The organism is Acinetobacter sp. BD54, from assembly GCF_044778325.1.
Taxonomy (GTDB): domain Bacteria; phylum Pseudomonadota; class Gammaproteobacteria; order Pseudomonadales; family Moraxellaceae; genus Acinetobacter; species Acinetobacter baumannii.
In genome coordinates this window covers 338,377-351,340 of record NZ_JANJEP010000002.1, presented here as the reverse complement: position 1 = coordinate 351,340, position 12,964 = coordinate 338,377, and the positions used below count along the sequence as shown (strand labels likewise).

Below are 12,964 nucleotides of genomic sequence, written 5' to 3'. Positions count from 1 at the left end.
TACTACAACTGCTGACCATACCAAGGAGAAAACTGTTTTTGTAACCAACGTAAAAACAGCTCAAAACTAACTGCGACAATCGCAATCACAATAATGCCCAGAATCACCGTATCGGTAATTAAGAACTGTGCTGCCGATTGCACCATAAAACCAATACCACGGTCCGCTGCAACCAACTCAGCTGCAACTAATGTTGACCAGCCCACCCCAAGACCAATACGAATACCGGTAATAATATGAGGCAAAGCCGTTGGTAAAATGACATGCCAAAAGACTTGTGACTGGCTTGCCCCTAATGACAATGCCGCACGTTCACGATTAAGCTGATGGCTTAACACACCATGCGCACTACTAATAATGACTGGCGCCAAAATCGAGAAGAAAATCAAAAGTACTTTTGTGGTTTCACCAATACCGAACCAAATAACAAGTAATGGCAAATAAGCTAACGGTGGAATTGGACGTAATAATTCAACCAAAGGATCTAGAACAGCACGAACCCATTTGTTCAGCCCCATCCACAAACCCAGCGGAACACCAATCACCACGGCAGCAATCAAAGCTAAAAATACACGAGAAATGCTGGCTGCCAAATGTTGCCACAAAGTTGCTTTCATAAAGCCTTCTTGGCTGACCGATATAAATTTTTGCCAGACTGCCTGTGGACTCGGTAAAAACAGTTCAGGTACAACATGCAAAGCAGTAATGAGGAACCAGAGTGCAACTACACTTCCCACACTGATTATGCTGACCACCAAAGTACGATGCTTCTCAAAAAATGATGATAGAAATGAAGCATTTTCTGTTTGCACATTTAACTCAGGTTTAAGCTCTGCTTTGTCATATTCATAGACGTTATCTTTAGTGTTCATGTAGGTAACGCCTCCTTACCGCTTTGTTTTTGTGCCCTTAAACTTTCAAATAGCTGTTCTCTGAGCTGAATAAATTGAGAATCCGATTTAATTGAGCGAATAGACTCACCCTGACGGTACCGTTGGGCAAAATCGAGGTGTAGAGTTTCTACAATTTTGCCTGGATGCGCTGTCATTAGTACCAGCTGATTGCTGAGTAATAATGCTTCTTCAATGTCATGAGTAATCAAAAAGAAGCTTTTATTTTGTTGAATCCATAAATCGAGCACTAACTGCTGCATGTTTTCACGCGTAAAAGCATCTAATGCGGCAAAAGGTTCATCTAATAAAATAAACGGCGCGTGACTGACCAAAGCTCTGGCAATACCAACACGTTGTTTCATACCACCGGAAAGTTCCCAGATATTGGCTTTTTCAACGTGACTTAAACCCACAATTTTTAAAATTGCACTCACTTGTTTCTCAATCTCTGCACGCTTTAAACCTTTTAACTGCAAAGCGAAGCCAACATTATCTGCAACATTCAACCAAGGAAGTAAGGCGTGATCTTGAAATACAACAGCACGAGTTACATCTGGTCCAGTTACGACTTCATGATTTACAAGCACATCACCAGAACTCGGCTTTTGAAACCCTGCCAAGATATTAAGCAAAGTTGTTTTGCCACAACCCGACTCACCTAAAATCACGGTTAAAGAACCTTCTTCAATGGTTAGGTTAATGTCTTGTAAAACTGGCTTTTGCTGTTTAGGAAAAGTCAGATGAATATGTTTGGCTTCAAGTACACTCATGACAACTCCTTAAGGCTGCAAAAATGAAGAATTCACATTGCCTTTATAATCGGCTTTAAGTTGATCGACTTTGCCCTGACCTTTTAAGAACTTCGCTGTATCAAAAATATTTTGCGCAAATTCACCATCTAACGTTTGTTTTTGCTGAGCATGGTCAAGGTAAATATTTCCACTTAATAAAAGCGGGATATCTTTTGCATCAGAACCTGTGAGCTGCGCAATTTTTTGCACGTTATCAGCATCTTTAACGTAAGCGGCTGGCTCTTGGTTATATTTTTCGAGTTGCTCAAGTGTGATTTGGACAAAAGCTTTTAAAAAGTCAGGATTTTTTTCTGCAAAATCTTTACGCACAACCCATAAGTCATAAGTTGGAGCGCCCCATTCACCCACTTGTTTTGAGTCTGTTAAAACCGTACCAGATGCTTTGGCTTTACTTAAAGCAGGTTCCCACACATAGGCAGCATCAATATCACCACGTTCCCAAGCAGCTGAAATTTCAGGTGGACGCAAGTTAATAATTTTTACTTTGTCTTCTGGAATATTCCAATGTTTAAGTGCAGACAAAAGGCTGTAATGGGTTGTCGAAACAAACGGTACAGCAATAGTTTTGCCAATTAAATCTTGAGGAGTTTTAATGCCTGATTTATTACTCACCACGAGTGCTTCAGATGCACCAAGTTTTGAAGTAATTAAGAACACCTCAATCGGTAAATTACGGCTTGCCGCGGCAGCAAGTGGGCTTGAACCAATATTACCAAGTACGACATCACCTGAAGCAAGTGCATTAACTACATCTGAACCCGCATCAAATTTTTTCCATTGAATAGTACGTTGACTATGTTTTTCATAGTCTCCATTCGCCTGTGCAACTTTGCTTGGGTCAACCCCAGTTTGATAAGCAATCACGACAGGTTTATTGTCACGAACTGAAGCACTTGTATTATTGTCTTTTTTATTTTGCCATACGATAAATGCAACAATAGCGACTATAACAATTGCCGTGATAATCAACGGTTTGGTCTTCGTGCTCATAATTTCATGATCTTTCAATAATATAAGCTCATGGTATGCAGCTGGCCTTATAATGAAAAATAAAAAAATATGAGTTGCTTATCTGGTTTTTATAAATAACTTTTCTTCATAAGTTTTTATCTTTTGGTAAAAAGCAAATTTCAAGCAAACTTACAGATTAGTGGTAAAATTAAATTACTTATATATCAATAATTAAAAACGATATTCACAAAAGATAAGATGTGAAAAGGCTGACACACATCTTCTAAGTATTTTATCCTACTCATTTCATCATTTTTATTTTTGTCTTTATATCCAGAGTTTTGCATCTCATTAATTTTCATTCTTTTATATAAAGTACAGATTTTATTATCTTTTTATCTTGAATCTTCTGCAAATATTAAGATTTGGACAAATCTTTTCCTGGTTTATACATGAGGCAAATTTAATTTTTATTTTTAAGAGGAGAAAAATTCTTTTGTTTAAACATTCTCAAATTTTGACAAAAACATTAATTACAACGTCTTTGCTTACATTCAGCCTCTCAAGTCATGCAGCCCTTACCTTTGGCAATGCTGAAGAAGGTCAACTTAAAGTAAGCGGTACTGTTCGAGCCAAATATGTTTATGATTTTGACTCTGATCCCACTACCAGTAAATTTTCTTTTAATGACGCAGTATTATGGTTAGATTACAACTCTCCGAAATGGATTGGTCGTTTAGATTATCGGGTTTATGAGTATTATGGACGTTTAGGCGATGCCAACTGGCTTACCGATGCGTGGTTGGGTTATAAAATTAATGACAACAGTAAAATTATTGCTGGCTTAAACCCAGTTCCTTTTGGCTTGGGCCGCTTTTGGGGAAATACTTATTATTTAGGCATTGCCAATAGTGCAGGTTGGGAAGATGTACATAACCTTGGGGTGAAATATGATTTCAATGATGGAACCAATGAAGCACAACTCGCCTTTTATCCTACCGATGGTGGCACTTATAGAGGTAAAAGCAAAGACTCGAGTCGATTTAGTATCAACCCTGTCAATGCAGATGACACTGTACCGCAAGGCACTAATACCCAAGAAAAGAACTCCATTGTTATTCGCGGTGCTCATACCTTTAAGAATATCTTAGGCCAAGAAAATTTCTCTACTCAACTTGGCGCCTCCGCATGGTATTCCACCATTGAAAATAAGCGTTCAGGGCAAGATGGCGATCGCCAAGTTTATTCGGTTTTTAGCAATACCAATTACAACCAATGGAATTTACAGCTTTTGGCTGGTTATCAAGACATTGATAATGCCGACACCCAATATAAAGATCATCTGACTTTGGGCGGTTTCGATTATTCATTTAACTCGGCAACCAAAGGTCAGATTTATTCAGCCGAACTGAGCTATTTATTTCCTCAGCAGTTTGGCCCAATTACCTCTGTTCGCCCATACTTGAACTATAGTTCTTATCGAAAAGAGCAAGATGGCTTTAAAGACTCCACCCGTTTTATTCCCGGCATTGCGTTTAACTATCAAAAATTGACAGTACAAGCCGAGTTGCTGATGGGTAAACACGATCCATATCTAGGAGACAGTGAAGGCCTTGCGGCTGGTGGAAGCAATGATAAATGGAATAAAAAAGCATTTGTGATTTTTGCTTATTACTTCTAATTCTAAAAATAAAGGCCAACAGATGTTGGCCTTTGTTTTTATCTAGATATTTATTTTTACTCTAATCGATTACTGGTGAATTATTGAGAGGAAGTTCTGTTTTATCTTCATCAATCACATCGACATCTTGGGCGGTAGGCTCAAACTTAATCAGTAGCCCAATCACAATTAAAGGAATAAACGCAAAAATAGAAATAATCAGGTAAACATCAGTTTTATATCCCGCCATCCAGATTGGTAAAACAAACAAGGCAATTGCTTGAGCAACACCCGTTACTGCACGGTTAAAGCCAACACCAACACCACGAATCGAAGCTGGATAAGCCATAGTTGGATAAACCATCATTTGTGCACCTGGCCCAAAACCTTCAGCAAAAAGCCACAAACCGAGCATGCCAATTGCGGTGTAGAGTAAAAAGCTATTACCGGGTTCACCAATTAATGCCAAGGCAATGAGAGCTATAAACTGGAGTAAAAAGCCTGTAAGTAGAACATGACGAGATTTAAATCTGCTGGCAACAAATACACCTAACAGCCCGCCCGTAAATGCAAATAGTAAATTAAGTCCAAGTGTGGTGGTAATGGTCGTCAAGACATCTGTATGAAAGAATCGCGTTAAAATAGAAGGTAAAAAGAAGGCAATGGTCGTGTACTGAAATGCCACCGAAATGTGAATCACAATGGCCACAATAGTTCTTGGCAAATAGGTTTTATTAAATAAAATCGCAAACCCCTCGCGCTTTTTCTTTTCAGCAGTTCTTTCTACTTTTTCAACTGTAGCGACTGCATTAATTGCATAGGATTCTTGTAGAACTTGAGCTGCCCCCTTTAAATCGCCTTGGTTTGCAAGCCAAATGGGTGATTCAGTTAAATATTTACCGCGAATAAAAATAATGAGTAACGCTGGCACTGCTCCGAAAATTAAAGATGCTCGCCATAACCAGTTGCTATGCTCAGGGGGTAAAAGAAAATAAAGCGCCAGAACTAGGCCAAAACACACCGAAGAAGCGGCATACCACATTGGGCACCATGCGGCTAAACGCGCTGCCTTATTGCTACTACCATTAAATTTGGAAAACTCAGATAAGTATGACATTGCAACGGGTAAATCAATACCAACACTAATTCCCATAATAAATCGGGCTAAAATCAAAACCCATACATTCGGTGCAAAACCAGCAACAATTGCCGCAATGACAAAGAGCACCATATCCGCCATGAAGACTCGATAACGGCCGATTTTATCTGTCAGCCAACCACCAATCAGGTTACCCACAATGGTTCCGCAGACAATTGCTGAAGCCACCACACCTGTCATGACAGGGCTTAAGGAAAACTCTGTGATGACTTGCTCAATACCGAAAGAGAGCGTTGTTAGATCATAGGCATCAATAAACACCCCAATCAGTGCCAACCAAATCACTTTATTCGATTTACCCTTCCCTGCAAATTTGGAAATTAATTGTGAAACATCATCGGGAGATTTAATTTCATAACGGTGGTTATAATCGAGTTCTTTTGTGCTCACTTAATAATTCCTGTATTTTAATCACAGGAACAAAATAATGATTATTCACACCATACAAAAACAAATTAATCTGATGTTTTAATCTAAATTATAGAATTATCATTTCATTATTAACTCAGCAGTAAAATCGATATAAAAAGACAAAATAAAAGCTGGTATTTAACCAGCTATTTATTTAAAGGTTTTCTAAAATATTAACTCGCCTCAGCAAGTTTTAACTCTTTTAGATTACGATATTTTGCACCGCGGTGATTTTCGGGTAAATATGGCCCAGCACCAAATAATTTTTCTCTTAATGTTCCTTGTGCATATGAGGTTTGATACACCCCACGTTTTTGCAACTCCGGCACAATAAATTCGACCACATCGGCAAATGTTTGATGCGCCAAAATATAGGCAAGGTTAAAGCCATCGACATCTGTATCTTCAACCCATTGCTGTAGAGCATCTGAAACTGTTTCTGCCGAACCCACTAACACAGGTCCATTACCACCTAAACTATTCCAGTTTGCAATTTCTTCAATGGTCCAGACACGTTCCGGATCTGCATTTACATAAGAATCTAATAAAGATTGAATCGCGTTGGTTTGAATATATTCAACTTTATCGGTGGGTTGATATTGTGAAAAATCCACACCTGACCAGCCTGACAATAATGTTAAAGCCCCATCATAGCTTCCATAGCTTTGATATTCTTTAAACTTAGCCTGTGCTTTTGCATCGGTTTCATCAGTGACAATCGACAAAAGTGCATAAATTTTAACTGAGTACGGGTCACGGCCTTCTTGGACCAATTTTTGGCGAATGCCTTGTACCACTTTTTTAGTGGCAATTTTAGACGGCGCTGCGATAAATACACACTCGGCATTTTGACTGGCAAACTTCTGCCCTCGTGATGACGCACCTGCTTGGTAGAGTACTGGTGTGCGCTGTGGTGATGGTTCACAAATATGGATGCCCGGTACAGTAAAGTATTTACCCTCGTGCTGAATTGGATGCACTTTTTTATGGTCAGCAAAGATACCACTTTCACGGTCACGAAGTACCGAACCTTCTTCCCAAGACCCTTCCCAAAGTTTGTAAAGAACTTCTAAGTATTCATCAGCAATATCATAACGATTGTCATGATTAACCTGAGTTTTTAGGCCCAAGTTTTTCGAACCACTTTCCAAATAAGACGTCACGATATTCCAACCCACTCGCCCTTTGGTTAAATGGTCTAGCGTGCTAATACGCCTAGCAAAAGGATAAGGATGTTCAAAGGAAATCGAAGTCGTGACACCAAAACCCAAGTGCTTTGTGACGGCTGCCATCGCTGGCACAATCTGTAGCGGATCATTGACTGGAACTTGTACTGCACCTGTTAAAGCATGTTCAGCACTTTGATGATAAACGTCATAAATACCAAGCACATCTGCAATAAAAATACCGTCAAAAAAACCACGCTCAAGAATTTGCGCTAAATCTGTCCAATATTCTAAATCTTTATATTCAACAGATCGATCTTGAGGATGCCGCCATAATCCAGGAGATTGGTGGGCAATACAATTCATTTCAAAAGCATTAAAACTAATTTTCTTAGTCATAAAATATCAACCAGCATTTTATTTAATTTTATACTAAAGCAATTTTTATATTTTCTTTATAATATATACCCCAAACAAAATATGATTTTATTCTAATAGTTTTTTATAATTTATTTTAAAAAATATAAACAACATTAAGCCGCTAAAAATAGCAGCTTAATATCTAAAACTATAATTTATTGTTTAGAAACTTCACCAATTCGCCATTGATATGGTGGTAATGTGCCGTTCACACTAAAATCACCTACAATTCGATTTTTAAATACTCTTGGGTTATGTGAAGATAAAGTTCTTACATTACGCCAATATCGATCTAGACCTAAATCTTTGTCTGTTGCAGAAGCACCTAAAGCGTCAAATAAAATCGTGGAAGTATTTAAAATTAGATCGGTAATGACCGTTTGAGACTGCGCACTTTCAAGCTCGGCAAGTGCATTTTGTTCTTCTTCAAGCTGCTCATTATTTTGAAATGCAGCCAAGTAAGCACGCTGTAAGCTTTGTGCAACTTTTTCAACAATCGCTCCTGCACTATAAGCCGCGCCACGAATTTGTCCTACTACTTGTAAAATTTGCGGATCCTGTTTTACAAACAGAGAATTCGCATGCGTGTAGTTTCGGGTACGTTTAGCAACAGCTTGAGAAACATCATAGGTTGCAGCACGCCCTAGACCTGTAATGATTGCCAGTTGAACCAGTTGATAGTAAGCCGCCGAATATTTAAAACGGTCATCGTCAGGTAAAATTTCAGCTTCATCGGCCAATACATCGTGGAAATATGCCGTACCACTTGCAGTAAGCTGCTGTCCAAAGCCATTCCAGTCATCAACAATTTCTACACCTTCATCTTCACGGCGAACAACGACCGAGCCAGATTCACCCTTTAAATCTGTTACACCAACATCCACCCAGTCTGCATATAGGCTACCAGTGGTGTAATATTTTTTGCCTTTAACGCGAATTTTTCCGTCACTATCTCGATATAAGTGAGTTTCAAACTGATCGATTGACTCTTTCCCGCCTTCAGACCATGCACTACCCACTGTTTCGCCATTGGCAATTCGGTTAAGCCAACGCTGTTGAAACGTTTTGTCTTTACTTACCAACACATCTTCAGTAAAACCAAAATGCACACGCAAAGCTTGCGGTAAGTTTGAGTCGGCCTCTGCAAGTTCAATGAGCAATGCAAATAGTTCAGGAATAGTTGCATCAAAGCCCCCATGAGTTTTTGGAAGTCTTAACCGTGTAAAACCAATATCCTTAAGCCATTGAAGTTGTTCATAGGGCAAAATATGCTGCTGCTCACGGATTAAAGCCCCTTCTTTAATACGGGCAAAAGTCGGTCTGAAGTTACTTGCCAATTCATCATACCGTTCAGAAGGTCCTTCACCCCATACCCGCGAAATGATTGAAGCCTGACTCAGTGCAGCGTGAGTTAATGAACCGAGATGATGTTCAAAATTTAAATTTGTCATGTAAGTAAAACCAATATTGCTTTGCTTTTACCATAAAATATTTATTTCACATGAAAACGATTATTTTTTTATAACAGTATTCAATCTTGATATAACACCAATCAAAAGCATGGCATTGCTAAGCAATTTGTTTTTTGTGAAGACTATGCTGACTTTGCAATAAGGTTTGCATATATTCTGAATAGACAGAAAGTTTTTCGAAAATATGCTCTGAGTAAAACATGTCATCAATTAAGTGTGTCATTTGACTGGCAGTAAAGGTATCGCATAGGCCGACTAGTGCTGCATTCATTTGAGCAAAAAGAGCGCATAATTGAACATACGTTTCATCTTTATTTTTAAATAATAATTTACGCATATCCAACTGACCCAAGCCTTTTAGACCCTCATCTTTTACGACTTTTACCCAATGAATTTTTATTTTTAAGAACTGTTCAAGTTGCTTTAAAGCCTCTAAATCAAGCTCTAAATGGGTGATTAAAAAAACTGTAGAGATATCACTTCGACATAATGCTTTAATTAAATTTAAATAAATAAATTCAGCTTCTCCCATCTCTATTAGTTCTAAATCTAGATATATTTTTAGGCTTTCTAAAACTTCGTCTACCTTAAATACGACCTTCTTGTCAGCTTGATAGTATTTATTAAGGATAGTTAGCACAGGTGGAGTCGCCAGTGTTGTATAAATGGCTGCTTTGTTTAAGTTTGCAAAAATAAATGGCGAGAATAGATAAGCCAAACTACTTTGCTGTGGCTCAATGTGAGACTGAATTAAATACACGGTTTGAGTTTTAGAAAAATCCCTAAGTACTTTCGCTCTAAGTAAGGTTCCTTCAAGGTTCACATAAATCTGTTCCAACTGATCTATTACCAAGGTGGAAATAGTCTGATTTTTAATAATTTTATGAATAATGTTCAGTTGAGAAGTGATAAACATTTTTTAACATCCAAGCTATTTTAGAAGCGTTACACTTACACTTAGGTCTTTAAGAAACACGCAACAACCAGACCCTACACAAAACAACAATGGAATAGAAAAGAAGAACACTATCATGTACTTATATAAAATCTAAAACAGCGTTCACATTATGTCTTGAAAGTTGATTTAGGTTGGCGGTAAATCCTGTTCATTTTTATTTTGAACTTTAGAGGACTGGATATATAGCTACAGATGATTGAAAAAAAACTATAGCACGCCATCAAAACACAGTTTAACTGTTATAGTTTTATAAAAAATTTCTGTATCTACATATACAAATACAGTGAGTGCATGATTAAGAAAACTTCTTAAGGTAGGTAGTTTTCATGAAACGATCTATTGCATATCGCCAGATATTTCATCAATGTTTCAATGCAACATGTATTTTTACAAATGCAACATCAAGCCTAAACTTTGTTAACAGATTGAGAACAATCAATCGTTCTATTCTCTTGAAATATCAAGCAATTATGTTGCTTTACCCTGTTGGCACTTTACTTGCTAAGAACATTTATCACAGAAGTAAGCCTAATTGCCAAAGTACTTTTTTGCCTGAAATTAAGTATTTAAATCATTTAATCATCATCAGCTAGTTCACAGGGGGAAAGTTTATGAGCCTCGGTCTAACCGCTTTAGAATTAGCACGAATACAATTTGCTTTTACAGTATCCTTCCATATTATTTTTCCGGCCACCTCTATTGGACTTGCCTGTTTTTTGGCAGTTTTGGAATGGAAATGGTTAAGAACGCAAAACCCTATCTATAAAGATCTATTTAAATACTGGATTAAGATCTTTGCCGTTGCGTTTGGTATGGGAGTGGTTTCTGGTGTCGTGATGAGCTATCAGTTTGGTACCAACTGGAGTGAGTTTTCACGAGTAGCAGGAAGCATTACTGGTCCTTTACTTACCTATGAAGTCTTGAGTGCCTTCTTCTTAGAAGCGGGTTTCTTAGGAATCATGCTATTTGGTTGGGGCCGTGTTGGTCCTAGAGCCCATTTCTTTGCAACGCTTATGGTTGCCATCGGAACATGTATTTCGATGTTCTGGATTTTATCGTCCAATAGCTGGATGCAAACACCGCAAGGTTTTGCCATCGAAAATGGCATTATTGTGCCAAAAGACTGGCTAGCTATTGTCTTCAACCCGTCCTTCCCTTACCGCTTTGCGCATATGGGTGCTGCTGCCTTCTTGGTTTCATCTTTATTGGTAGTGGGAACATCTGCTTGGCACTTGGTAAAAGGCCGTCGTGATGAATTGGTGAAAAAATCATTCTCGATGGGTCTTTGGATGGTGCTTGTGACTTCTTGTTTACAAGTGGTGATCGGCGATAACCACGGTTTAAATACTCGTGAGCATCAGCCTGCCAAACTTGCTGCTATGGAAGGCCACTGGGAAACTAATCATAACGAGCCTATGCCATTACTGTTATTTGCCATTCCGGATATGAAAGAAGAACGAAATCACTTTGAAGTGGGCGTTCCATATTTGGGTAGCTTAATTTTGACTCACAGTTTAGATGGACAAGTGACTGGCTTAAAAGAATTCGCACCTGAAGACCGTCCAAACTCGACCATTATTTTCTGGAGTTTCCGTGTCATGGTGGGTCTTGGCGTCCTTATGGTCACCTTATCACTCATTGCTCTTTGGTTACGTAAAAGAGGAAAACTCTATGAAACATCATGGTTTCATAAATTTGCTGTAGTGATGGGACCTGCAGGTTATGTGGCAATGCTGGCTGGGTGGATTACTACCGAAGTAGGCCGTCAACCTTGGGTGGTCTATGGCATTATGCGGACCAAAGATGGTTTATCGCATACTGTTTCAGCAGATCAGGTGGGTCTAAGTCTCTTTATTTTTGTGGTGGTGTATACAATCGTTTTTGGTAGCGGTATCTACTACACCTTAAAACTCATTAATAAAGGCCCTGTATTTATCGACACGCCAAATATGGAAGCAGGCGGCGTAGGACACTTTAAAACACCGATGCGTCCACTTAGTGCAGTTGATGAAAATATTGACAGCAAACAAAACTCTGGGGAGAACCGTCATGATTGATCTTTCTTTAATATGGGTCGGTATTATCGGTTTAGGTGTTTTAATTTACGTGGTCATGGATGGCTTTGACTTAGGAATCGGGATTATGTTCCCATTCATTAAGAATAGCCAAGAACGTGACGTGATGATGAATACCGTCGCTCCTGTCTGGGATGGTAATGAAACCTGGATGGTACTTGGGGGTGCTGGCCTGTATGCAGCCTTCCCGCTGGTCTATTCAACGGTTTTATCTGCGCTCTACCTGCCTATTATTTTCATGGTCATTGCCTTGATTTTCCGTGGAGTTGCTTTTGAATTCCGTTTTAAAGCTCATCGGACCAAACACCTTTGGGACTTAGCTTTTATTTGGGGTTCGGTTTTAACGAGCTTCCTCCAAGGGATTATTTTAGGGGCCTATATTCAAGGGATTAAAACCGAAAACGGTATTTTTGCCGGTGGCCCTTTTGACTGGCTTACTGCATTCTCCATTTTCACAGGTATTGGTGTAGTTGCCATGTATGCCACTTTAGGCTGTGGTTGGCTCATTTTAAAAACTGAAAAAGGCTTGCAGCAACGTATGTATGAACTGATGCCAAAGTTAATTATTGCGCTGCTCATTATCTTTGGTGCCGTCAGCTTATATACGCCGTTAACACACCCCGAAATTGCAGATCGTTGGTTCTCTTTACCAAATCTGTTTTATTTTAGTCCAGTGCCTATTTTGGTCTTATTGTTTGTTGGCCTGATTTTATCGGCATGTAAAAAACAGCAAGATCACAAACCATTTATATATACCTTGGCATTGGTCTTCCTTGCCTTTACTGGTTTTGTAATTAGTTTGTGGCCAAATATCATTCCACCATCAGTTACGATTTGGCAAGCGGCAGCGCCTCATTCCAGTCAAATGTTTGCTTTAGTGGGTGCGCTTATTCTGATTCCAATCATTATTACTTACACCATTGTGTCTTACTGGGTATTTAGAGACAAAGTTCGTGTAGGTGATGAAGGTTATCATTAAGGTACGGG

10 protein-coding genes are annotated in these 12,964 nt (G+C 38.8%); 3 read left to right on the top strand and 7 right to left on the bottom strand.

Annotated features, from left to right (window positions below; genetic code table 11):
* Positions 1–2 precede the first annotated feature (2 nt).
* From tauC to tauA, 3 genes are read right to left on the bottom strand one after another with little or no spacing between them, the layout of a single operon-like run.
* Positions 3–872: a taurine ABC transporter permease TauC gene (gene tauC / locus NQ782_RS04430; protein WP_001092659.1), complete on the bottom strand. Its 870-nt coding sequence runs from the start codon at positions 870–872 to the stop codon at positions 3–5.
* Positions 869–1,663, bottom strand: coding sequence for a taurine ABC transporter ATP-binding protein (locus NQ782_RS04425; protein WP_057094703.1), 795 nt, complete (start codon positions 1,661–1,663; stop codon positions 869–871). The genes tauC and NQ782_RS04425 overlap by 4 nt, the downstream gene beginning before the upstream one ends.
* A 9-nt stretch (positions 1,664–1,672) precedes the next feature.
* Positions 1,673–2,713 (bottom strand): taurine ABC transporter substrate-binding protein, encoded by a 1,041-nt coding sequence (gene tauA / locus NQ782_RS04420; RefSeq protein ID WP_086230961.1) that lies wholly within the window; start codon positions 2,711–2,713, stop codon positions 1,673–1,675.
* A 439-nt stretch (positions 2,714–3,152) separates the two neighbouring features.
* Between tauA and NQ782_RS04415 the strand changes: the two genes are divergently transcribed.
* On the top strand, positions 3,153–4,337 hold the full coding sequence (locus NQ782_RS04415; RefSeq protein ID WP_057093733.1) for a hypothetical protein: 1,185 nt from the start codon (positions 3,153–3,155) through the stop codon (positions 4,335–4,337).
* A 61-nt stretch (positions 4,338–4,398) separates the two neighbouring features.
* Here NQ782_RS04415 and NQ782_RS04410 read toward each other — a convergent pair whose 3' ends face one another.
* The 4 genes from NQ782_RS04410 to NQ782_RS04395 all read right to left on the bottom strand — a co-directional run bounded on the left by NQ782_RS04410 (position 4,399) and on the right by NQ782_RS04395 (position 9,860).
* Positions 4,399–5,865 (bottom strand): MFS transporter, encoded by a 1,467-nt coding sequence (locus NQ782_RS04410; RefSeq protein WP_057093731.1) that lies wholly within the window; start codon positions 5,863–5,865, stop codon positions 4,399–4,401.
* A 194-nt stretch (positions 5,866–6,059) separates the two neighbouring features.
* Positions 6,060–7,451, bottom strand: coding sequence for an LLM class flavin-dependent oxidoreductase (locus tag NQ782_RS04405; protein WP_000162426.1), 1,392 nt, complete (start codon positions 7,449–7,451; stop codon positions 6,060–6,062).
* Between the two features lie 176 nt (positions 7,452–7,627).
* Positions 7,628–8,923: an acyl-CoA dehydrogenase family protein gene (locus NQ782_RS04400; RefSeq protein WP_057092931.1), complete on the bottom strand. Its 1,296-nt coding sequence runs from the start codon at positions 8,921–8,923 to the stop codon at positions 7,628–7,630.
* Positions 8,924–9,041: 118 nt separating this feature from the next.
* Positions 9,042–9,860, bottom strand: a complete 819-nt coding sequence (locus tag NQ782_RS04395) for a hypothetical protein (RefSeq protein ID WP_086230960.1) — start codon at positions 9,858–9,860, stop codon at positions 9,042–9,044.
* A gap of 653 nt (positions 9,861–10,513) precedes the next feature.
* Between NQ782_RS04395 and NQ782_RS04390 the strand changes: the two genes are divergently transcribed.
* Together NQ782_RS04390 and cydB are read left to right on the top strand one after the other, a co-directional pair.
* Positions 10,514–11,959, top strand: a complete 1,446-nt coding sequence (locus NQ782_RS04390; RefSeq protein ID WP_000052002.1) for a cytochrome ubiquinol oxidase subunit I — start codon at positions 10,514–10,516, stop codon at positions 11,957–11,959.
* On the top strand, positions 11,952–12,956 hold the full coding sequence (cydB, locus tag NQ782_RS04385; RefSeq protein WP_000566431.1) for a cytochrome d ubiquinol oxidase subunit II: 1,005 nt from the start codon (positions 11,952–11,954) through the stop codon (positions 12,954–12,956). Before NQ782_RS04390 ends, cydB begins: the two co-directional genes overlap by 8 nt.
* Positions 12,957–12,964 lie beyond the last annotated feature (8 nt).

What these genes read in the sequence shown, in the direction of transcription:
- tauC (WP_001092659.1), bottom strand. Translation starts at nt 872, where the DNA reads ATGAACACTAAAGATAACGTCTATGAATATGACAAAGCAGAGCTTAAA.
- NQ782_RS04425 (WP_057094703.1), bottom strand. Translation starts at nt 1,663, where the DNA reads ATGAGTGTACTTGAAGCCAAACATATTCATCTGACTTTTCCTAAACAG.
- NQ782_RS04405 (WP_000162426.1), bottom strand. Translation starts at nt 7,451, where the DNA reads ATGACTAAGAAAATTAGTTTTAATGCTTTTGAAATGAATTGTATTGCC.
- NQ782_RS04400 (WP_057092931.1), bottom strand. Translation starts at nt 8,923, where the DNA reads ATGACAAATTTAAATTTTGAACATCATCTCGGTTCATTAACTCACGCT.
- NQ782_RS04395 (WP_086230960.1), bottom strand. Translation starts at nt 9,860, where the DNA reads ATGTTTATCACTTCTCAACTGAACATTATTCATAAAATTATTAAAAAT.
- NQ782_RS04390 (WP_000052002.1), top strand. Translation starts at nt 10,514, where the DNA reads ATGAGCCTCGGTCTAACCGCTTTAGAATTAGCACGAATACAATTTGCT.
- cydB (WP_000566431.1), top strand. Translation starts at nt 11,952, where the DNA reads ATGATTGATCTTTCTTTAATATGGGTCGGTATTATCGGTTTAGGTGTT.